The following is a 20744-nucleotide window of genomic DNA, read 5'->3' on the forward strand; positions in this document are numbered from 1 at the left end:
CGGAGAAGCCGTGGTCCGGCCAGAGGTCGTCATACCCACATCGTCGGACCAGTACGAAGGGCGGGAGAGCGTCACAGTCGTGTGGCCGTGCGGACCAGGCCGGCGAGGGCGAGGGAGCGGCTGTGCGCGGGCCAGGCGATGTGGGTGACGACGGGGGGCGCATCGGTCAGGGGGACGGCGGTGTGCTCGGCCCACAGCCAGGAACGGGCGGAGTCGGGGAGGACGGCCACGGTGCGTCCGAGGGCGATCAGCTGGGCCAGCTGTGTCTGGTCGCGGATCTCGGGGCCCGGCCCTGGCGGGTAGACGCCGTGGCGGGGCCAGCGGGCGAGAGGAAGATCGGGGACATCGCCGACATCGGCGAGGGACAGGGTCTTGCGCGCGGCGAGGGGGTGTCCGGCGGGCAGGATGGCGATCTGTCCCTCGGTCATCAGTTCCTCGCTGTCGAACCCGGCGAGGGAGTTGAACGGCGCGTGCATGAGCGCCACATCGGCGCGGCCGTCGCGCAGCAGCCCTTCCTGCTCGCAGAGGCCGCACGGCAGCACCTCGATCTCGGCGGCGCCGGGTTCGGCCGCGTAGGCGTCGAGAAGCTTTCGCAGCAGCTCGTGGGAGCCGGCGGCCTTCACCGCCAGTACCAGGCGGTTGCGAGGACCGTCCGGATTGTCGGCACCACCGGCGCGACGGGTGCGGCGGGCGGCGGCGGTGGTCGCGTCGAGGGCCGCGCGGCCCTCGTGCAGCAACACCTCGCCGGCGCCGGTCAGAAGGACGCCGCGGCGGTTGCGTTTCAGCAGGGAGACGCCCAGGCGTCGCTCGAGCTGCTGGATCGCCCGGGACAGCGGTGGCTGGGCCATGCCGAGGCGTTCGGCGGCCCGGCCGAAGTGCAGTTCCTCGGCGACGGCTACGAAATACCTCAACTCGCGGGTTTCCAGAGTGTCCACCGCCACAACATACCTCGGTGATACCTACCGGGTATGACAGGGTGCCGTATCGGTGTTGGATGCACCGCTTGCCCATCCGCGACCATCAACGGCATGAGCGAAACGAAGACCGCGCTGGTGACCGGCGCGAACAAGGGAATCGGGTACGAGATCGCGGCCGGGCTTGGCACCCTCGGATACCGCGTGGGCGTGGGAGCTCGCGACGAGGTTCGGCTCAAGACCGCCGTCGAGAAGCTGCGCGCCGCCGGAGTGGAGGCGTTCGGGGTGCCGCTGGACGTGACCGGCGACCAGAGCGTCACCGAGGCCGCGGAACTGGTCGAACGGCAGGCTGGGCGCCTGGACGTCCTGGTCAACAACGCCGGCATCTCAGGACCGGTGGGTCCGGGGTGGGTGCAGGACCCGACCGCGCTCGACCTCGATGTGGTCCGCACGGTCGTGGAGACCAACGTGATCGGCGTCATCCGGGTCACCAACGCGATGCTGCCGCTGCTACGGCGCTCGGCGTCGCCACGCATCGTCAACGTCTCCAGTAGCGTCGCCTCCCTCACCCGGCAGGCGGACCCGGACATCGAGATCGGCCCTGTCATGGCGGCCTACGCGCCGTCGAAGTCCTTCCTCAACGCCGTCACCGTGCAGTACGCCCGGCAGTTCGCCGGTACGGACATCCTGATCAACGCCGCCTGCCCGGGCCTGGTCGCGACCGACTTCACCGGCTTCCAGGGGCCCCGCACCCCCGAGCAGGGCGCGGCCACGGCGATCCGGCTCGCCACCCTGCCCGACGGGGGTCCGACCGGCTCGTTCTTCGAGGACGACGGCGTCATCCCCTGGTGATCCCCAGCCTGTCGTGAACCTGCGGCAGGCCCCGCGCCCAGCCGCTCGTCAGCCCTCGGCTCCGGTTGGCTCGGCCCGCAGTTCCGCGGCGACGGCGCGTTCCCTGAGCTGGGCGGACTCGGCGCGCAGTGCCTCCATCTGGTCGCGTAGGTCCGACAGGCGCATCTGTTCCATGGCCAACCGCAGGCGCATCTCGTCACGTTCGGCGAGCGCCTCGGCGGCCCTGGCCGCCGCGCGCTCCTCCGCCTCGGCGATCTTCTCGGCGGCCCGTTCCTCGGCCTTGGCCACCCGGCGCGCCGTCCGCTTCTCCGCCTCGGCCGCCTGCTTGTCCGCCCGGTCGGCCCGTGTGCGCGCCTCGGCCGCCTCGGCCAGGGCTTCGGCATGGGCGGTCGCCGCGGCGTCGGCACGCGCCAGCGCCCGGTCCCGTTCCGCTTCGGCCGCCTCGGCACGTGCCGAGGCGGCCGAAGCGGAACGCTCGGCCTGTCCCTTGGCCTCCTGCGCGCTCGCGGCCTCCCGCAACGCCTGGTCGCGCTCGGCTCGCGCCCCCTCGGCCTGCTCCTGTTCGTGAACGGCCCGTGCCTCGGCCCGGCGTGCCTCGGCCTCCGCGGCCTCGACGCGCTCGGCCATCTCCCGCAGCGCCGCGTCTCTGGCCGCTTCGGCCCGCTGGGCCCTGCGAGTGGCCTCCTGCTCGGCCTGCCTGGCCCGGCGTTCGGTGCTGGCCGCCTCGTGCAGCGCGGCCAGTGCCTGCTCCCTGGCGGTCTCCGCGTCGGCCAGGGCGTTGTCACGTTCGGCATTGGCCTCCTCCACGCGGCGCGTCATCGCGTCCCGCTCGCGCCGGGCGTGCTCGGAAGCCTCCCGCGCCAGGCGTACCTGCTCGAAGGCCTGTTCCCGCTCGGTGCGTGCGATCGCCACCCGGGTGTGCGCCTCGGCCTGCACCGCGCTCACCTTGGCCTCCACCCCCGCCGGGCTCAGCTCCTGCGCCAGCACCTGCGCCAGCGGCGCGATCGCCGCGGTCATCCCCTTCTCCATGCGCTCGTAGAACTCCTCGGCTCTGGCCAGTGCCCCCTCAAGCCCCGGTGTCGCCCGCCGCATCTCGCGTTCGCGCTTGGCCACCGCCTGGCAGTCTCCCTGCGCGCAGTAGGCTCTCGGCCGTCCTCTCCCAGGCCTCTGCTCGATCGGCGTCCCACAGTGTTTACACGGCGTCATCGCACCCGGCTCCCGCATGCGCAGCAGCCTAGCATCTTTTATTTTCCAGAAATTAAAAATAAATAAACAAGATCTGTTGCGTCTCCCCCAGATCCAAGTAACTACCGGGAATGGAAATTCCCGCAAGTTAGTGTCCCGAACGGGTCCAAGGGCGAGGAACAGTGCAGATGCAAATCTGCACTGGGATGTCAGTAGAAATCTGCATGAGGTGTCAGTACGCAGGTCAGAGGCACTTTTCGGCCGCTGATGATCATCTGCAGGGATCTTCTCCGAGGCCACATCACGCCGCCGGAGGCGTCGGCGGGCTACAGGCCGCAGCGTTGCGCCGGATGTGTGGTCGCGCTGATGAGCGTCGGCGTAGCGAACCATGTGGGCCCAGATGGCTTGCCTTGAGAATGCGGTGAGGCTCGCTGCTATGCCGGGCACAGAAGTTCTTCGCTGCCCACAGGGCGGCGGCGCCAGCCGCAGACAGGCCCCCAGGATCACTGACATCACATGACGTTTCCGGGGCGGCGCGACGAGGAGAAGGCGCTCTGAACTGGGGCTTCGTCACCTGCTGTCAGTGGAAATCGTCATCAGGATGTCAGTGACGCCTCTGTCGACGATGGGCAGCCTTGGGCCCGGTCGTTGGTTTTTTCGCCTGGTCAGACTCGATTCCTGCACCTCTACGTCGGGGTGGAGCACGGTGTTGAGAGAGGCGTTTTCCTCCGTCGACGGCCGCTGTGGCGGAAGAGGGCGAGCGTCTCAGGGACGCTCAGGGAAGTCCTCACGATGTGCGGCACCGCCTGCTCCCTCAGCCGATACGGCTTCCGGAGGCGGTTGAAGAGTGAGCAGACGGCTGATCGTCTGCTGGGCGACCTCTTCGCGCTGCTCGGCGGCCTGAGCACGGAGTTCGGCCCCTTCCAGCGCCTTGTGCAGCACCTCTAGCCGGGCCTCGGCCACCGCGATTGCGGTGCGTGCCTCATCGCGCTGGACGCCGGTTCGCCGCAGTTGCTCACGTTCAGTGGTGAGTTCCTCGCGCACCTGGATGGTCTCGGCGCGGGCCGCCGCGGCTTCCTGGTGCGCCTTTTCCCGGGCGGTCTCGGCGCGTTCGGCTCGGCCAGCAGCGGCTTTCAGATCGGTATGTGCCTGATCGAGAGCGGTGGTGCGGTCAGCCAGGGCGGTTTTCAGAGTGGCGATCTGCCGGTCGTGTTCGTTGGCCGCGACGCGGGCCTGGCGACGTTCGGCGTCCAGGAGACCCTGCAGAGCGTCGCGTTCGGAGGTGATGCGCCGGGTCTCGCGTTCGGCGGCGGTGGCGCGTTCGGCGCTGGCGGTGGCGTTTTGCTGGGCGTGGGCGCGGGCTGATTCGTGCTCGCCGGCGGTGCGCCAGGCCACGCGTTCGGACTCTTCGGCGCGCTGCTGCGCCGCGGCGGCTTTTTCCATCGCCTTTTCGCTGGCGGTGATCGCGGCCTCGGCCTTGTCCTGAGCGGCGGTGGCGCGCCGGTCGGCGGTGGCGATGCGGTCGGCGGCACGCTGCTCGGCGGCCGCAGCGGCGGCGCGGGCCTCTTCGGCGGCCTGCTCGGCGGCATCGATCTGGGTGAGCGCGCCGGTAGTCGCGGCCTGTAGCGCCTCGGTGAAGGCGGCAAGCTGGGCGCTCCACTGCTCACCTGCGGCCAGCAGATCTCCGCTCAGCGCGCCGGTGCGGCGGAGCGCCTCGGTGACCGCCGGGGTGTGGGTGGCGGTGCGGGCGCGATGCGCGGCGGCGCGGCAGGCGTCCCCGCAGTACAGCGCCGGGCGGCCGCTGCGCCGACCGGTGGGCTCCAGTCGGTTGACGCAGCCCGAGCGGGCACACATCCGCCCCCTATCGGGATCATCTGGGCTCGTCTCCAGGGGCGCAAAAGGGGTGAACGCGCGGGAAGGATCTTCACTCACCGGCAAAGAATAGCATCGTACCGTTCGCGAACGATCATATTTACGTACGTCACGAAACGAAATTTTGGAGATCGAACGCATCCCGGGCAGGCTTGCGATAACTTTGCTTACCGCAAGCCTAGAAGCATCAAAATAGACCCGATGATCCTATGAATTGGGCAGGGAGTGGCTGCATGCATCTGAAGCGCCCCAACGACGACGACGCGATGTCAGGCCTTGGTGCCGGTGACGGTGCCGAAGTGGATGTCTCTCTTGAGGAGCCGAGTTCGCCCGGGACCGCGCTTGCCTGGCGCGCTCCGGTCGATAATGCGGCACGGTTGGACGATGCGGTCGTCTTGGACGGGGTGACGGTCACCGGCGGTCGGCGCTCGGCCGACGAGTACGTGACCGAGGAGGCGGCGCGGCTGATCGCGGCGGCTCCGGCGGCCAACACCACCCGCGCCTATGCCCGTATCTGGGCCGACTACCTGTCCTGGTGCACTGCCACCGGCCGCACTCCGCTGCCGGCCACCGCCGCCACCCTGGCCAGTTTCGTCGCCGAACTGACCGGACGTGGCCTGGCCCCGGCCAGCATCGACCAGGCGCTGGCCTGCGTGTCGTCCGCGCACGGCAAGGCCGGACTGCCCAGACCGCACACCACCGCCGCCCGCGACGCGTTGCGCGCCTACCGCCGCGCCTGGAGCACCCACCCCGGCAACACGGTACGCAAGGCCCCGCCGATCACCATCGACATCCTGCGCAGCCTCATCGCACACACCCCCGACGACACCCCCACCGGGATCCGGGATCGGGCCGCGCTGGTGCTCGGCTTCGCGCTGATGGGCCGGCGCAGCGAGCTCGCCGCCCTCGACTGCGAACACCTCACCTTCCCACGCCAGGGACTGGAAGTGTTCATCCCCGTCAGCAAAACCGACCAGGACGCCGCCGGGCAGACCGTCGCGGTCCCCTACGGCTCCCATCTTGCCACCTGCCCGGTCCGCTCGGTGCAGGCCTGGCTGGCCGTGCTGCACGAACACGGCATCACCACCGGGGCGCTGCTGCGACCCATCGACCGCTTCGGCCGCATCGGCGGCACCCCCGGCTGGGCCGGCCGCGGCGGCCTGCGCCTATCGGGCGTCACACTGAACACCATCGTCAAGGACGCCGCTCTGCGCGCGGGCCTGGCCGACGCCGAACGCTACAGCGCGCACGGGCTGCGCGCCGGTGGCGCCACCACCCTGGCCGACGCGAACGTGCCCACCGGCAAGATCGCCGAACAGGGCCGCTGGAAGCCCACCTCCCCCACCGTGCACGGCTACGTCCGCGCCGTCGACCGCTGGAAGGACAACCCCATGGGCAAAGCCGGGCTGTAGCGTCCCGCCTTAACGAGATTAGTACCTTGCGCCGGAACTTCGATGGGTAGCCATGCTGTCCCACGCCACTCTCCTCTCAATGAGTGGCACGAGAATCTAAGAACCCGCCTCCATAAGACCAGGGGCACACCAAAGCCTCCAGCAATCCCGGCGCGCTTCAAAGCCAACATCATCGCTCCGCATGACCAAAGGTTCTCTACTCAGCGCCGAATAGGTGGCGTTGACCGATATGGTGCCTGCGGCCGGGGCCATGGCCAACTCGCCCACACCACCAGGCAATGACCCGTGTAGTGGAGAAGGGCTTGGTTCGGCCGGTGCGGTACAGCGACTCGGACCGGTCATCAGCAGGTGGGTGACACAGGCGACCCGATGGCCGGGCGGACGGCGGGCGGCCATCTCCTCCGGCTGGCGACGCAGGCCGGGCTGATCAAGACAGCGATGACCTTCAGCGGGCGGGCGGCCGTCCGGCCTGAATTCTGACATCAAGGTGATCTCCCATCTGCCCGCCTACCCGGAGAGCCTTCATGCCCACCGATCTCACTCACCCCACGCGGTGCCAGTTTCGGGGCTGCGGATCGGCCTGGCCGATGGGCGCGCTCACTTGCTGCCCGCCGTGGCCGCCCCGGACGGCGTGACGCCGGCCCGGTTCAGCGTGCTCAGCCCCGGCGCGGACACGCGTTTCTTCACTGTGAATTTCGTGACCTTTCACCGAACGACTGCTTTTGTCGGTGCCACATGTTTCCATTCCTCTAGGGCCGCCATTCCCCCGAATATCATTCGGTCGCACCGCGAGGAGGCGTTGTGGCAGACAAGTATTTTCGGCGCGGACATTGGGTGAGAAAACGCGGATCAAAAAAGGAGAAGACATCCGGGTGGGTGATCGCGGCTGCCGTTGTCGGCGCGGTCTGGCTGTGGAGCAGCCTGCCCGGCGACCAGCAAGAAAGTCCCCCGACGCCGCCCTCGGTGTCGGAATCGGCGCCGCCGGATCCGGCTCCGATCGCTGAGCAGGTAGAAGACGAGGGTCCGCCGCCCGAGCCGACCGGCGCACCGTGACACGCCCGCGCTGGCGCGCTCGCCTTCCGCGCCCTCGAAAACCGGCCGACCGGACGGAATGGATCGCGGCCGCTTTTATCGCGCTGGCTGCGCTTTCAGTGGCATTCCATGTGTTCCGGGCAGCCGTCCGGGTCATTTTCGGCCATTGGTACATCGGTGTGCCGACGGTAATTCTCATTGTGGGGGCAATAGCGGTATGGGGGTGGTGGAAAGCCTCCGCCGCCACTCGCCGTGCTGCTCGGCTGCGCCATTTACAGCTGACGCTGGCGGAGCTGGACGCGCTGGGTTACACCGATTTCGAGCTGGCGGTGCGTGATCTGATGGTGCGCGACGGTATCGACGCCCGCCATGTGGGCCAGCGAGGAGACAAAGCCGCCGACGTCATCGGCCACGCCCCGGGCGGCTACCTCATCGTCGCCCAGTGCAAACACACCACCACCCAGGCCAAGGTCGGCGCGCCGGTGATCTACACGGTGAACGGCACCGCCCACCCCGCGCATAACGCCGACGTCGCGGTGGTGATCACCAACGGGGCGTTCACCAGCGATGCCCGGAAGGCGGCTGCCGCCTTCCGGATCCACCTGTTCGGCCGAGAGGAGCTTCACCGGTGGGCCACCGAAGGGGTCTCCTTGCCGGAGTTGCTGAAGCTGACAACTCCCCTGCGCAGGATGCGGCGGCTCCGCCACACCTCCAACCGGCTGATCCGTCACGACGCAGTACCACGCTCGACGTCCTCCAGGCGTGAACCGAAGCGCTGAGGTGGGCCGGGGCGGCCGCTCGAACACGGCCACCGTCCGTCTCGGTCAGGTCCTGTTCGGTGGAGGGGAGGTGGGGGGTGGGTCGCGTTCCCGGCGGTGAACGTCACGAGTTCGACGTCGGCAAGTGGGAGGCGGAAGGAGCGACGATTCTCATCGGCGTTCCAGAACGGCCGGGCAGATCCCCCGGGCCTCGGGGTCGCTGGTGCCTCGGGTACGTGGCCTGGACAGCCAGTTCCCGAGCAGGGCGCCGGCGCCGGGCGAAGTCTCTTCGGGCAGGGGAGCCAGTCTCCAGGTCTTCCGGTCCCGCGGTTGCGAGAGTTCCCACACCGCCTCTCCCGCGTGCAGGAGCAGGCGTCCTCCCCGCTCCCGGGTGTAGAGAACCGGTGGTTTCCTGACGGCCGCGGAGAATTCCCGCCACACGCTCTCCGCGCAGTCGATCCCGAGTGTCGTCTCGAGGGGCCATGGCTTCCGCCAGCCGGCGGCCAGCCGGTCGTTCATCTCCTTCTGTGTCGGCCGCCGGGCGAAGGAGAGATCCGCCTCGGCCATCGCGTGGGTGAAGTAGCGGACGGCCTCGGCCAGTGCGGTCTGGCCGTCCAGCCTCACTCCGGTCTCGACACCGTCGAGCAGGCCGTGCGCGGCGTCGAAGTTCGCTGAGAACAGCGCTCCCTTTCCGCCGTCGGCGATGACGCCCTTGGCGTGGTTGCGGGAGTCAGCGTGAACGCGCACTCCCAGATCGGCCAGCGCCGTGGCGTCGGCCCGATGGGCGGCCATGTTGTTACGTCCCCGGCACAGCAGATCGACCTGTAGCGGCCGCCTCCTCATCGCGCGCTCAAGGGGGCCGAGGAGCAGTTCTGGCCGGTCGACGAGTCCGTTCAGGGAGAAGGTGGCCAGGAGAACACTGTTACGCGCCTGGTCGATCACATCGTGCAGGTGGTCCAGGATGAAGCGTTCGTCGTCATGGGTCCAGATGACGCCTGGGCCCGGAGGCTTCTCGGGAAGCGGGACCCGGCAGGAGCTCGGTTCCGGCTCGCGCCGTTGCACGGAGTAGGTCGCGGACCCCGGCGGCATCTCGTAGGAACAGGAGTGCCACAGGCGGACGAAGAACCGGGCGATCCGGTCGACCTCGGCCGGTTCGTCGATGACGACGCCGTTCTCCCCGATGCTGTTGAGCCCGTTCGTGTCGAGATTGGCGCTGGAGATCAGCGCGAATCGGTCGTCCACGACGACGAACTTGGCATGGCAGTTGGGATGTCCTCGCACGGCGATGCCGCGCCGGGTCAACTCGGCGAAGTGTTTGCGCTGGATGCGTGCAGCGTCGTCAGGGTCCCGCTCGTCCTCCAGTTCGGCCAGCCGGCGTCGCAGGCTCTGCCCGCTGAGCTCGGAGATCACGTAGACACCGCCCCGCAGGCGGTGCGCCGCGGCGTACAGGGCCTCCAGCAGGTCCTTCTCGCCGAGCAGGTAACTGGCCACGAACACTTTGTCGCGAGCTCGGCCGATCAGTTCCAGAGCCGCTTCCTTGATGGTTTTGCGAGATCCCGCATAGGTGAAGACATGCCGGTAGCCGCCGGGGGCGTCCTCGCCCGGCGAGTACGATCCGTGGGTCCGCCGGGCATTGCGCAGGAGGAAGAAACCTTCGTCGAAGGTGAGCTCGCCGAGGTCGATCTGGTCAGTCATAGGCGAAGTCCTTGCGTCGACGCAGCTCATAAGCGAGTGCGTAATGGCCCAGTGCCCATATGCGCTCGCGTACCGATTCCTCGTCCAGCGTTGTCCCGTAACGGCGCCCGGCCTCCGCGCAGGCCCGCTCCAGCTCTCCGGCCGGGTCGTGCGCCGACATCACCGACGTGACGACATCGTCCCTGGCGAATAGCAGGCGGGCGTCGTCGTCGGCGGGGAAGAACCAGCAGGAGACCTCGGCCACCGCCTCCTCCCCCTGGACGGCGAGGCCCATGGGCTCGGCCAGCATCCGGCCCCGATCACCGATCATCCGGGCGGTCTCGCCCTCCAAAAGCAGCTCCCACGCGCTCGGGCCGCGCCTTCGCATCCTGGGGGGCGGCCCGTCCCGTTCGGGTACCAGGCCCAGTTCGCGCCAGGCGGCTCGTTGCGCGACCGGATCACCGAGGTGGTCGGCGAGTGCCAGCCACCGGCCGAGCAGGCCGTCGGCGCCGTCCAGTCGGACGCTTACCTCGACCTGCTCGCCGTCCTTTCCGGAACGCCGGCGGGACCCGGTCAGGGTGACATCCGCGACGTGGCCGGCGTCCGGGTCCGTCCGGACCACAGCACTGCAGCGATAGGCGGGGCACAGACCAGGCAGGACCGGCTGACCGGGTCCGCCTTTCAGATCCTCCACCAGCGGGACGTCACCGTGGTCGGGGATCGGCACGTCGGCGACGCCCGAACCATGCGTGCCCGCCGCACCCTCGCGGACGCGCATGCCGAGGTAGGCGGCTCTGCCATACCCCTTGAGTTCAGGGGGTACGGGAGCTCGTAGGTCCGCGGTGAGCTGCTTGCGCTCGAGCTCGCGCAACCAGCTGTTCTTCTCGGAGGCGACGACGAGCAGATCACCCGTGCGTGGCAACAGGACGAAGTCAGCGGTGGAACGCACCAGCCGGTGAACGGACTGTTGCGTCAGCGCCTCCACAGAGCGCCCGGGATCCACGCGGTAACCGGTGCCATCAGGTGTCAGCACTCCGTCGGCGACCAGCTGCCACGCCGCTCCCGCGAGCACGCTGGGCGGCAGCGACGTCACTGCGGAGAAGTCCGTGGGATCGATCGTGCCGAGTGCCAGCCCCATCTCCAGGACGAAGCGCTCCAACGACGTCAGCTCGCGGGATCGCCTGCGGAGCACCGGTACGTTGCGCCAGTACAGCATCGGCAGGAACGACTCGGAGATGATGGCGACGGCGTCGCCTTCGAGTACGGTCGGCGTGATGGACCGGAGCTTCACGGAGACGTCACCTCAAGTTGCTTGAGCAGCAGAGAGGAGGGGTTGCCGGGGGAGAACTGGGCGGCCATGTTCGCGTAGAAGCGCTCTGCTTCCGGCACCCCCCGCAGACCGGTGAGGGTGTTGAGGTGGCCGATCATCATGACCGAACGACGTGCCCGGCTGCACGCGACGTTGAGCCTGCGGACGTCCTGCAGCCACAAGGCGAAGCCCGGCCGCTCACGGAGCGGGCCGCGCCGGGTGCGGCAGAAGCTGATGACGACCAGATCGCTCTGCTGCCCCTGGATCCTGTCGATCGCGTCGATCACCTCGAACCGCAGGATCCGGAAGGCTGGTTGCCCGGGCGCTTCCAGCTGTTCTCTGATCGCGCGCGCCTGGGCACGGTAGAAGGTCAGCACACTGACGGTCACCGCCTTCTCCCCGCGGGCCAGCAGTTCTCGCTCCCAGGTGCGGCAGGCCGAGGCGACGAGGTCGGCTTCGAGAGGGTTGACGAATCCCGTGCCAACGAGCTCCTCACCGGCCCGGGGATGGTCGGACGTGTCCAGAAAGATCAGCGGTCGGCGGAACGTCTGGCCGGTGACGAGCGGTGTCACGCCCGAGGCCGCGAGCCGCTCCGCCGGCGGGCTGATGTAACGCCCCCCGTACACGGGATCCCTGACCAGGGCGGCAATGGGGTCAATCATCCTGCGTTGCTCGATCAACTCCTGCCGCATGGACGGCGGGCCCTCGATGACGCACCGCTCGAACAGGCTGCGCACGAGATGGGTACGCATGGCGCTGAGCAGTTCCCGGTCGGCGTCGGCGCCTTGGGCCCGAAGCCGACGGTGCCCCTTGGCGAACTCCTTCTTGTACGTCTGGGGCCAGTGCCCCTGCAGGCGGAGACGCTCGGCGATCTTCAGGACCGAATCGGCGCGAAACCGGTGCAGCTCCTCGTCCTCCTTCCACAGTCCTCCTAGGGTGGCGACCGTGGCGTGGACGTCGGGAACGGCGTCCCGGTCCGCCATGTTGAGCGCGCTCAGCGCGTGCAGGAAGTGCTCGTCCTTGGCCTCGACATACGGAGGAAGTTGCTTCTCGTCCCCGACCAGAACCCAGCGGCGGGCCTGTTTAGCCCCGATGAGGAACTCGCTGTCGATGACCCGGCTGGCCTCGTCGACGATGAGGGTGTCGAACTCCTCGTCGCGCAGGCCCTCGTCGCCGCCGAACCCCACCGTCGTGCAGCAGACGAGATTGGCCGAAGCGGCCAGCTGCTCGCCCAGCTTCGTCATGAGACCCCGCTGCTCGTGCTGCCCGGTTGTCCGGTCCAGGCCGGTGAGCTGGAACCAGCGCTGTTCAAGGTGGGCGTAGCGCTCCAGGCGCCATTCCCGTTCCTGGTTCCGCCTGACCCGGGTGGCCAGTTCGGCGTCGCCGGCGTCCGCCATGCCGGGGTCCTCGAGCCGGTTCAGTGCCTGGAGCCGGGCGTGCCGGGCCTCCTCGGCCATCCGTGCGGTCTCCGCGCAAGCCTGGCCGTCGCGGGCCTCCCGATCCGCGTCCCAGGCCTGGAGGGAGTCGACGCGTCGTTGCCCCTCGACGCGCGCCGCGGCGGCGCGCTCCCGCTCGTGACGGACCGCCTCCAGATCGCCGCAGACCGCCCGGTGGGTTCGGCGCGACCGGCCCAGCTCGCCGGCCCCGAACCATGCCAGCGTCCGCGACCCGATCGTCGCCCGGCCTTCGAGCCGGTCGAGCGCCTCGCGCGCCAGACGCTCGTCATGCTCGGCGCGGACCAGCCGCGCGGCGGTGGCCCGGTCGGCGGTGACGGCGAGGGAAAGCAGGCGCTCGGCCTCTTCCATGGCCGCGCGGTGCTCGGCCCGGTGGTGGAGGCGCCGGTGAAACGCCTCGTCGCGTCGTGCGGCGGCTCCGACCTCCGCTCGCCGGGCCTGGGCATAGGTCTCGATGCGGGTGCGCTCGTCTGCGAGGCGACTTGCCTCGGTACGCCATCCGAAGGCCCCGGAATCTTCCGGCCGCCGCGCCCTGCGTGCGATCTCTCCCACGATCTCCGTCTTCGTGAACCGCCGGAGCTCCGGCCGCACCCGGGAGTCGTCCCATCCCGCGCGTAGCGGGAACACGCCATCAACGTCACTGAGGCGCCGCAGCACCTCGTCGACGGCGACGTGCATCGGGGCGAGCAGCAGCACGCGCTCCCCCCGGGCCACCAGCTGCCGGACGACCTCCGTGATCACCGTGGTCTTGCCTGTCCCCGGCGGCCCCTGAATGAAGAACGCATGAGGGCTGCCCACCGCTCCCGTGACGGCCGCGCGCTGCTCGCTGTTGAGCTCGGTGTCGAAGAAACCTCCGAGCGGGGCAAGAGCGGGCAGCGCGGGGAGTGACGCGGGCGCGCTGAGCATCCGGGCCAGTACATCCCAGTTGCCGACCACCTCTTCCTGCAGAAACCGGTTCAGCGCGTAGGAGTGCCGTGCCAGGCCGAAGCGCGCGGTGCTCGTGACGGTCGCCCGCGTTCCCGGCCGGAGGACGAGACGGTCCGTCTGCGTCAGGTGAAGCACGCCCTCGTCGGCCGACTCGACACGTACGCCCGCCTTCTTCCCGTCGGCCTCCACCGTGACCGAGCTGCCGATGCCGAACCCGTCGGCCGGGCCGTGCAGGCGGATCGGGAACGTGTCGGGCGGAAACAGCGGTGACGGGTCGAGGAGGACACCATGGACGCTGACCTTCTCCTCCCTCTCGATCCGGAGCGCGAGCAGGTCGATCATCATGAGCAGGGCGGAGTAGTACCGGCGCACGCCCGAATGGAGCCGGGCGTTCTCCATGATCTGCTCGTTCGGTGAGCCAAGGCCCCTTGTGGCGAGGTCACGGGCGCGTCGGGCAGCGCGGATCCGTTCCCGCACCTCCCGGTGTATGACCTCCATGTCGCAGATACGCTCCTCGTAGGGCGAGTGGAAGGTCACCGCGCCACTGACCGTGAACTCCGAGCGGGGTGGCCTCGTACGCGGCTTCACCGAGGTCACGACCGCCAGCGGCTCACCGCTGTCCGACTCGGGCTGGCTGCTGACGAAGACGTCGTACCGGAGTGTGCTCAGGCAGAAGTAGTCCTCGTCGCGACCGGTCCGCCTGTCGCTCACGAAGCCCGCCCGTAGATCCGCCTCGACGGCGCCGAGGTCCGTGCCGATCCTCGCCAGCTTCTCCGGCAGGCCCGCCCGGTGGGTGAGGGGGAGCCGAATCGCCCCCTCGGGTACGTCCAGGGTGGCGCGAACCTCGCGCGTGTACTCGATGAGCCACAGCAGCGGGATTCCCAGAAGCAGCATCGCGCCGAGCATGCCGTGCCCCTACCGGTCGGTGCGGACGAACCGCAGATCGTCGCAGAGCCGCGTGACGTCCTCGGCGTCCCCGCGCAGCGCCCAGGCGGCACGCAAGACGATCCGGGCCTTGTTTCCGAGCGTCTGGCTGTCCTTGGGACTCACCGGGCGGTCGCCGTGGGCCAGAATCGACCTGTTGCGCGCGGTGACCAGAGTGTTGAGATGCGACAATGCCGAGGTCTCGCGGATACCCGCTCTGGCGGGCAGCGCATCGTCCAGCGCCGTGAGCAGAACCGCCGCGCTCATCAGCCCGATGACGGGAGGCAACGTGTCCGTCGCGCCCGTGCGGCCCAGCGAGCTCTGGATGCGCCCGTACCGCTCCCGCAGACCCGGCACGTCATCGGTGAGGAGGGAATAGTCGGGCCGGTCACAGGTGAAGCCGGGCGCCAGTGATTCCAGCCGGCCCGCCAGGCAGCCCTCGATGGTTCGGTAAGACAGAAGCGCGGCGAAGTCATGGCGGCCGAGTTCCCTGTAGTGCTCGCCCAGGACGAAGTAGTTGATCACGAGACTGTCCCCGTCTCCTGCGGCCAGTCGCCGCAGGAAGCCGATCTGGCGTTTGAGCCGACCGGCGGTCTCCGTGCTGATCTGGTACGACTCGTGACCGAGCGCTGTGGCGACCGTCTCCACGCACGCGGAGAGGCGATCGAGATCCAAGTCGCACCAGGCCCGGTAGAGATCCGACAGGGCCCGCATGAAACGTGCGCGGCCCGGTGCGGCCAGGCTCTCGCACAATTCGTCGTACCGCTGCCGAGCGCTCTCGAAGGCACCGCCGGCGAAGGCCTGCAGCGCCCCGGCCATCTCCTGCTCCCCGAAGAGAGCGATCGGGTTGTCGAGTAGGAGCAGGCGGTCGGAGCCCGGGATGGGGCGGTGCCGCCCGGGGTCGTACTCACTGTTGACGTAACACAGATCCAGGCCCAGCTGCCAGGCGGCCAACGCCGCCGCCGCACTCATGACCTTCCGGCCGCCGGTGATATCGATGATCGCGTACGGCCGGGAACCGTCGGCCGGGCGCAACCGGTCCAGTTCCTCCTTGACGATCCGGTAGATGCCCAGCGGATCGGTGGGAACGCACGGGCGGTGGGCGAAGTCCCGTTGCCGCAGCCCTCCGGGACCCACGAGACACTCGGCGATCACGTCGATGCTGTCCTGGGCGGTCTCGGAGGACACGACCAGCAGCCTACGGGGCTTGATCACCTTATGGGTGATGATCGTGGTGAGCGGGGAGAAGCCCGAGAGACTGATCAGAAGCTCGACGGGTTCGCGAGGAGTCCTGCCGCCCTCTTGCGTGATCCGCTCGACCACGTCGTCAAGCAGATGGTCCAAGTAGAAACGGACCGCCTGAGACTTCGAATCGCCCTCGCCGTAACTCTCCTGGCCCTGGTCGATCCGCTGAAGCCGGGCGGTCCTGCTGTCGAACGAAACCATGTAACGACTCCCACGCGGTCAACGGACAGATCCGCGGGATCTTAACAACTTATATATGGCCTACGGTAGTGTTTGTAATGATTTATTGCAGGCGCAATTTCTTCCCGTGGTGACATGAAGCGTCTATGTCGTGACACGTCCTTTACTCCCCAGACTGTCGTCCTGCCTGAGGATATGCCGCAGAGCCGCCTTTCCTGGAACGTCGAAACGGTCATCCATCCATGAGGCGACATAAATGGACAATTAGTGTATGAGGCATGATGTCATCGCGTTTCCATTGGGAATTTCCCGCAAGCACCCAGGACAAGGGGCGGGTCCCCGGCGGGCGCGAAAGTGAGCCACCCCCCGGGGACCCGGTCCGAAGAATTTCCCGGGCCCCCTGGGAGTCAGCCGCCGATCTTGCCAACCCCGACCCCCCGCGCTGACGATCATCTTCACCGAGTTCGGGTCGTTCAGCGTGTAGGCGTAGTACGAGCTCGCCTCCTGCACGCTGCCGCTGCACTCGGGCGGGCCGGAGTCGTCGAGCACGTTGTTGCGCGACGCACCTGCCAGCGGTGCCGACGTAGGTGTTCGTCGCCAGGACCTCGACCCGCTCGAAGTAATTGCCCTCGATCAGGCATCCGGCGTTCAGTTGGCAGGCCACCCCGACGTAGGTCTGTCAATCAAACGGCTCTGTCCCGTAATCGGTGGTGGCGCTGGGTAATGGTCACGGGAGGAGGATGCGATGGCGAAGGAGGTCGAATCCGGCGCGGCCGTGCATCTGTCTCATGATCCTTTTCGTGCGGGTGTTGACGCCTTCGGTCCGGCCGTTGTGATGGGGCAGGGTGAGAGCGGCATCGACGGCTGCGCGGTCGAGCTCCATTCCGTTGGCAAAACCGTGCAGGTGAGGTAGGTCGACAGCGCGTGCGGCGGTGATCCACGCGGTGAGCTGGGTGTCGTTTCCGACGGCAGGAGTGAGCAGCTCAGCGAAGGCGCGGATGAGGTGGGCGAGTGCAGCCAGCTCGGGGCGTGCGGCGGTGAGATCCCGCAGCAGGTCGGCGTCCTTGTCGCGTAACCGGTCGGGGTCTGTGAGCAAGAGCCGGGTCAGGTGGCGGGCAGTGATGACGGGCCGGTCGCCTTCGGCTCGGCCCTGGGTGAGGTAGCGGTAGAGGAGGGTGAGGCTGCCGGTGTAGCCGAGTTCCCTGATCTCATGGAGCAGCCGCATCACCCACAGCGGTGGCCAGGACCTGCGGATGCAGTCTCCAGGTCTGCCAGGTCAGCGCCGGTGGTGCGTCGGGGAGCGGGCGGCCGTCGGCCAGTAGGTCGTCGGGGGTGACGGCCAGGCGCAGCAGCACGGCGGACAGGCCCGGACAGGTCGCCAGAGCCAGGTCGGCGCAACGCGCATGCAGGGCGGCGTTGGTCACCACCTTGCCGTCGGGACGGGCCAGCACGGTGGCGGCCGGGCCCAGCCCGATGCCGCACACCTGACAGCCCCCGCCTCCTGACAGGTGAGCAGCCGCCCGCCATGCATCTGCCCCCACCACACGCGGACGCCGGTGATCGGGGTATCCAGGGGACGGGGCGGCCGTCTCGGTGTGGGCGCGGCCAGCCCGCCGGGCGCGGATCCCGGCCGCTGGCGGCGGCCAAGCGGTCGGCGTGGCGCCACACCGGCACCGTCATGCCTGCCGCAGCGCACGAGGTTGTCTCGCACTCCAGGGCGCCGAGGCTGCTCACCTGCTGCTCGCTGAGCGGCCGCTCGCAGTCGGGGCAGACGACCGGCGCACACTGATCTGATACCAGGCCGGGGGCGGCGACGCACTCATCGAAGATCCTCTCCCTCAGGGGCACGGTATCGAACATCGCCCCTGCTTCGCCCTCGCGCGGCGACGATCCCGCATCGAGTACAGGCGGTGGCTGGGGATCCGGCGCGCCCACGACGACATCGTCGACGAGGTGGTCGCCACGGCTGTCGCGGCCGGCGGCGTGCGGATCGCGGTGCTGGTCGGTGATTCGTCGACGGGGAAGACCAGGACGTGCTGGGAGGCCGTTCGCGCGCTGCCCGAGCTGTGGCGCATCTGGCATTCGCTCGCCCCCTCCCCGGCAGAGGCCCTGGTCGAAGGGCTGGATCAGATCGCACTGCGCCGGACGGGCTTGGCGAAAGCGTGGCCGCGCCGGTTCGCCTCGGCGGCGGTACTCGACGTCTACGCCGACCCCACCGTGCTGCGCGATCCGATCCCCGCCCATGCCATCACCCACACCGCCCTCGATATCTGAAACCCCCTGACCAGGGCTCAGATTCGTGACCGATCAGAACACCTACACACCCAGCTCCACATGCCGCATCGGCCCGGGCCGGCGGTGAGGCGCCCGTCGGCTGGCGGGTCATCGACTGGCCGCCGGTGGCGGGTCCCGGGGCGGGCTGCTGAGCCAGGTGGTCCAGGCCGCCACGTCGGCGTAGCGCTCCGGCGCGATGCCGAGATCGGCTAACGCTCCGGGATAGGCCCGGTCATAGGCGGCCGCCCACCCGATCGCCGTGCGCGGGCCGGTCAGCAGCCACATCGCGGCAGCGTCGTCGAGATGCAGGGTGCTTAAAGCCGGCAGGTCAGGGTTCTCCTCCAGGTGGCCGGTGACCAAACCGCGGGCGAGCAGGCCGCGCCAGCACGCTAGGAGCTTTGCCGCATCCTGGCCGGCGACAACCTGATACGGCCGGACCTGGAGGGGAAGCGCGGCCTGTTCGACGCTGGCCCAGATACCCGGCAGGCCGGCCAGACGAGCGGCGGTGAGGCGATGCGCTCCGTTCTCGCCCAGCGTGTAGAGCGGCCCGGCGAAGCCCGCGATGCGCATGACCCTGATCGGATCCTCATCCAGAGCCCAGATTCTCAACGCCTCATCCACCGACGGATTCAACAGTGCGCCGAGCATGGCGGGCACCGTGCCGGGCCGATGAGCGGCGAAATCGTTCCACCGCCGGTAGCCCACTTCGGCGACGGCGGCCGGGTCGATCCACTCGCAGGTGGACATCATGCCTAGGCCGAGCGTGTCGGAGATGCGTGGGCCGATCGTGGAGTGATGCTCATAGGTGGCCCTCAGCAGTTCGTCCAGGTCCGGCGCGGGCGGGTGGGTGGCGTTGAGCTCGGCGGTGCGCTGTTGCATGAACGCGTCCACCGTGACCTGTTCGGGCCAAGCCTGGCGGACACGGCGCATGTAGGAGGCGAAGCGGGCCCGGTGCTCGTCGAACCCCTCACGCCATAACTCCTCGATCCCAGGATCTGCAGCGTCCGGGCGGGAACTGTCGTTGCCGCGATGCCCGGGCAGCCACCCGCCGTAGGGCAGGACACGGTCGGGGATGTACGGAATGACGCCCCTCTGCCAGGTCACCTCGATGGGGCGACACGAGGGGACGCTCCGCGTGCGCAGCAGATCAGGGACAGCGGCGGGAACGGCAGCCCAGCCTTCGTGACCGGGGCGTGGCCGTCCCTGCTCGTCCACAGGCACGGCGTGGAAGACCCCGTTGCGGTCGTAGCGGGTGACCTGCCAGCGCGCGGGCGGCAAACTCCGATCCAGCCGCCGCTCGGCGAGGTCATCACGGCGCCGGGCACGAGCGCTCAGGTGTGCGTTGAGCTCCTGGTCCTGCAGCCGCTGAAGAGTGTCCAAGGTCGGCGCGCCGGTGTGCGAGGCGAGCGTGCTCTCGCTCACCAAGGCGACAGCGTGGCGCAGATGGTACAAGGTGGTGGCGAATTCGCTCGCCTGGTTCCGCTCGCGCGTCAGGGTGAGGCTCCGGCCGTTAAGCATGCCCAGAATGTGTTCGATGTTTTCTTGCAGGTGCGTGGCGAGCAGGAGCATCTGGACTTCCCACTCCGGTGCCGGCTGACGCTCGTCATCTTCGGTCTCAGCTCCAAAGGCGTGAGCCTTGTGGCGCTGCTCGCGCGTCCCGAGAGTGTGCTCGGTGGTGATCAGGAGTTCAAGGAGAGCGGCGACGTCGGCCGTCGTGTAGCGCTGAGTGATCCATTTCAGGCTGATGACGGCCAGGGCCAGCGCGATCCGGTCGCGGTGAGGCGCCCGGGCGCGGCCATCCGGGCGGCGGCAATCATCACCGGAGGGAGCCCAGCAGGTTGGGCAGCCAAGAGAATCGAGCACACCGATCAGGGTGACGCCCAGCAGGAGGACCGACAACCCCGACGCCCGGTTCTCTACGCCAGACCTCCGTTGCCGTACCTGGCCGACGGCAATCAGAAAGTAGTCCGCGCATCAAAGGAAGCAGCTGTGGCCGTGATCCCTACACCGCACAACCTCGTCTCAAAAGGTCTCAGTAGCAATGGCGAAAAATCTAATAAATACACCCCTGGCCTGCGGTAATTCACTCCTTCGATAGACCAGGTGGGATTGCTAGTGCGGTGACCACATACGTTCGCCGGGTCGGCGACACGCTGGCTGGGGCTCCTGTCAGCCCAGGTGCTCGTTCACCCGCTGGAGCGGAATCCGGCCAGTTGCCTGGCCCGTAACCCGAGCGCGCATCCACAGTGAATGTCGGCCACGCTGGGGCCGGCCACAAGCAGCCTGACCGCTCGGTGAACCTGAGTGGTCACCGCATTACCCTGATTCCAGGACGACTCGGACGGAGGTACGGACGCAAATGAGCGAGACCGGCCCGCACATCCACGTCGACCAGAAGGTGATGCAGGCTAGCGCCGGCGGCCGCAACGCGATGGTGTTGACGTTGGGCCTCGTGCCTGACTCTCCGAGCGTCGTCACCACCGGTTGCGGCATCCAGGTGCCCTATGTGATGACCTCTCCCCGCCCGGAAAGCGTCACCTGTCTCGCCTGCAGGGAACATGCTCACCGGGAGCACCTGCGCTGGGCCGAACAGGTGGAGCGCCTGAGCCGGTGGTCCGGTGCGCCCTTCACTGGCGACCAGGCGGCCGAGGCCGCGAAATGGGCCCGCGACCTCGCGAAGAGGTTCTCCGGCTAGGGCGTGTTTTAGAAGTGGACGCTGTCCTTTGCCCCGC

16 protein-coding genes and 1 pseudogene are annotated in these 20744 nt (G+C 68.6%); 7 read left to right on the top strand and 10 right to left on the bottom strand.

The window, feature by feature from the left end:
• Positions 1 to 71 precede the first annotated feature (71 nt).
• Complete coding sequence (locus ACFY3D_RS31175) at positions 72 to 935, bottom strand: LysR family transcriptional regulator (protein WP_389985933.1); 864 nt, start codon at positions 933 to 935, stop codon at positions 72 to 74.
• Between the two features lie 93 nt (positions 936 to 1028).
• On the opposite strand from ACFY3D_RS31175, the gene ACFY3D_RS31180 reads away from it, so the two are divergent.
• Positions 1029 to 1766 (top strand): SDR family oxidoreductase, encoded by a 738-nt coding sequence (locus ACFY3D_RS31180; protein ID WP_350949675.1) that lies wholly within the window; start codon positions 1029 to 1031, stop codon positions 1764 to 1766.
• A 48-nt stretch (positions 1767 to 1814) separates the two neighbouring features.
• On the opposite strand, the gene ACFY3D_RS31185 is transcribed toward ACFY3D_RS31180, so the two are convergent.
• Both ACFY3D_RS31185 and ACFY3D_RS31190 read right to left on the bottom strand, forming a co-directional pair.
• The gene (locus tag ACFY3D_RS31185) at positions 1815 to 2879 is read right to left on the bottom strand and encodes a hypothetical protein (RefSeq protein ID WP_389985936.1); all 1065 of its coding nucleotides are present in this window, start codon (positions 2877 to 2879) and stop codon (positions 1815 to 1817) included.
• A gap of 837 nt (positions 2880 to 3716) precedes the next feature.
• Positions 3717 to 4883, bottom strand: coding sequence for a hypothetical protein (locus ACFY3D_RS31190; RefSeq protein ID WP_389985939.1), 1167 nt, complete (start codon positions 4881 to 4883; stop codon positions 3717 to 3719).
• A 173-nt stretch (positions 4884 to 5056) separates the two neighbouring features.
• Between ACFY3D_RS31190 and ACFY3D_RS31195 the strand changes: the two genes are divergently transcribed.
• From ACFY3D_RS31195 to ACFY3D_RS31210, 4 genes are all read left to right on the top strand, one after another.
• Positions 5057 to 6235: a site-specific integrase gene (locus ACFY3D_RS31195; RefSeq protein WP_389985942.1), complete on the top strand. Its 1179-nt coding sequence runs from the start codon at positions 5057 to 5059 to the stop codon at positions 6233 to 6235.
• Positions 6236 to 6583: 348 nt separating this feature from the next.
• Positions 6584 to 6715 carry a hypothetical protein gene (locus ACFY3D_RS31200; protein WP_389985945.1) on the top strand — a complete coding sequence of 44 codons (132 nt, stop codon included), beginning with the start codon at positions 6584 to 6586 and terminating at the stop codon, positions 6713 to 6715.
• 321 nt (positions 6716 to 7036) lie between these two features.
• Positions 7037 to 7288, top strand: a complete 252-nt coding sequence (locus tag ACFY3D_RS31205) for a hypothetical protein (RefSeq protein ID WP_389985948.1) — start codon at positions 7037 to 7039, stop codon at positions 7286 to 7288.
• Positions 7285 to 8046 (top strand): restriction endonuclease, encoded by a 762-nt coding sequence (locus tag ACFY3D_RS31210; RefSeq protein ID WP_389985951.1) that lies wholly within the window; start codon positions 7285 to 7287, stop codon positions 8044 to 8046. Before ACFY3D_RS31205 ends, ACFY3D_RS31210 begins: the two co-directional genes overlap by 4 nt.
• Positions 8047 to 8196: 150 nt before the next feature.
• Here ACFY3D_RS31210 and ACFY3D_RS31215 read toward each other — a convergent pair whose 3' ends face one another.
• The 6 genes and pseudogenes from ACFY3D_RS31215 to ACFY3D_RS31240 form a co-directional block, all read right to left on the bottom strand.
• Complete coding sequence (locus ACFY3D_RS31215) at positions 8197 to 9720, bottom strand: phosphatidylserine/phosphatidylglycerophosphate/cardiolipin synthase family protein (protein ID WP_389985954.1); 1524 nt, start codon at positions 9718 to 9720, stop codon at positions 8197 to 8199.
• Positions 9713 to 10990, bottom strand: a complete 1278-nt coding sequence (locus ACFY3D_RS31220; protein ID WP_389985957.1) for a hypothetical protein — start codon at positions 10988 to 10990, stop codon at positions 9713 to 9715. Before ACFY3D_RS31220 ends, ACFY3D_RS31215 begins: the two co-directional genes overlap by 8 nt.
• Positions 10987 to 14283, bottom strand: a complete 3297-nt coding sequence (locus ACFY3D_RS31225; RefSeq protein ID WP_389985960.1) for a DEAD/DEAH box helicase — start codon at positions 14281 to 14283, stop codon at positions 10987 to 10989. The genes ACFY3D_RS31220 and ACFY3D_RS31225 overlap by 4 nt, the downstream gene beginning before the upstream one ends.
• Positions 14284 to 14304: 21 nt before the next feature.
• Positions 14305 to 15759 (bottom strand): hypothetical protein, encoded by a 1455-nt coding sequence (locus ACFY3D_RS31230; RefSeq protein ID WP_389985963.1) that lies wholly within the window; start codon positions 15757 to 15759, stop codon positions 14305 to 14307.
• A 706-nt stretch (positions 15760 to 16465) separates the two neighbouring features.
• A pseudogene (locus ACFY3D_RS31235) lies at positions 16466 to 16960 on the bottom strand (transposase); the annotation flags it as partial.
• Positions 16947 to 17222: a hypothetical protein gene (locus ACFY3D_RS31240; RefSeq protein WP_389985966.1), complete on the bottom strand. Its 276-nt coding sequence runs from the start codon at positions 17220 to 17222 to the stop codon at positions 16947 to 16949. The gene ACFY3D_RS31240 and the pseudogene ACFY3D_RS31235, both read right to left, overlap by 14 nt.
• A gap of 469 nt (positions 17223 to 17691) precedes the next feature.
• On the opposite strand from ACFY3D_RS31240, the gene ACFY3D_RS31245 reads away from it, so the two are divergent.
• Positions 17692 to 18012 carry a hypothetical protein gene (locus tag ACFY3D_RS31245; RefSeq protein ID WP_389985969.1) on the top strand — a complete coding sequence of 107 codons (321 nt, stop codon included), beginning with the start codon at positions 17692 to 17694 and terminating at the stop codon, positions 18010 to 18012.
• A gap of 108 nt (positions 18013 to 18120) precedes the next feature.
• Here ACFY3D_RS31245 and ACFY3D_RS31250 read toward each other — a convergent pair whose 3' ends face one another.
• Complete coding sequence (locus ACFY3D_RS31250; protein WP_389985972.1) at positions 18121 to 19911, bottom strand: hypothetical protein; 1791 nt, start codon at positions 19909 to 19911, stop codon at positions 18121 to 18123.
• A 460-nt stretch (positions 19912 to 20371) separates the two neighbouring features.
• On the opposite strand from ACFY3D_RS31250, the gene ACFY3D_RS31255 reads away from it, so the two are divergent.
• Positions 20372 to 20707 carry a hypothetical protein gene (locus ACFY3D_RS31255; RefSeq protein ID WP_389985975.1) on the top strand — a complete coding sequence of 112 codons (336 nt, stop codon included), beginning with the start codon at positions 20372 to 20374 and terminating at the stop codon, positions 20705 to 20707.
• The last annotated feature ends 37 nt before the right edge of the window (positions 20708 to 20744 follow it).

Source organism: Streptosporangium sp. NPDC000509 (assembly GCF_042898365.1).
Lineage (GTDB): Bacteria > Actinomycetota > Actinomycetes > Streptosporangiales > Streptosporangiaceae > Streptosporangium.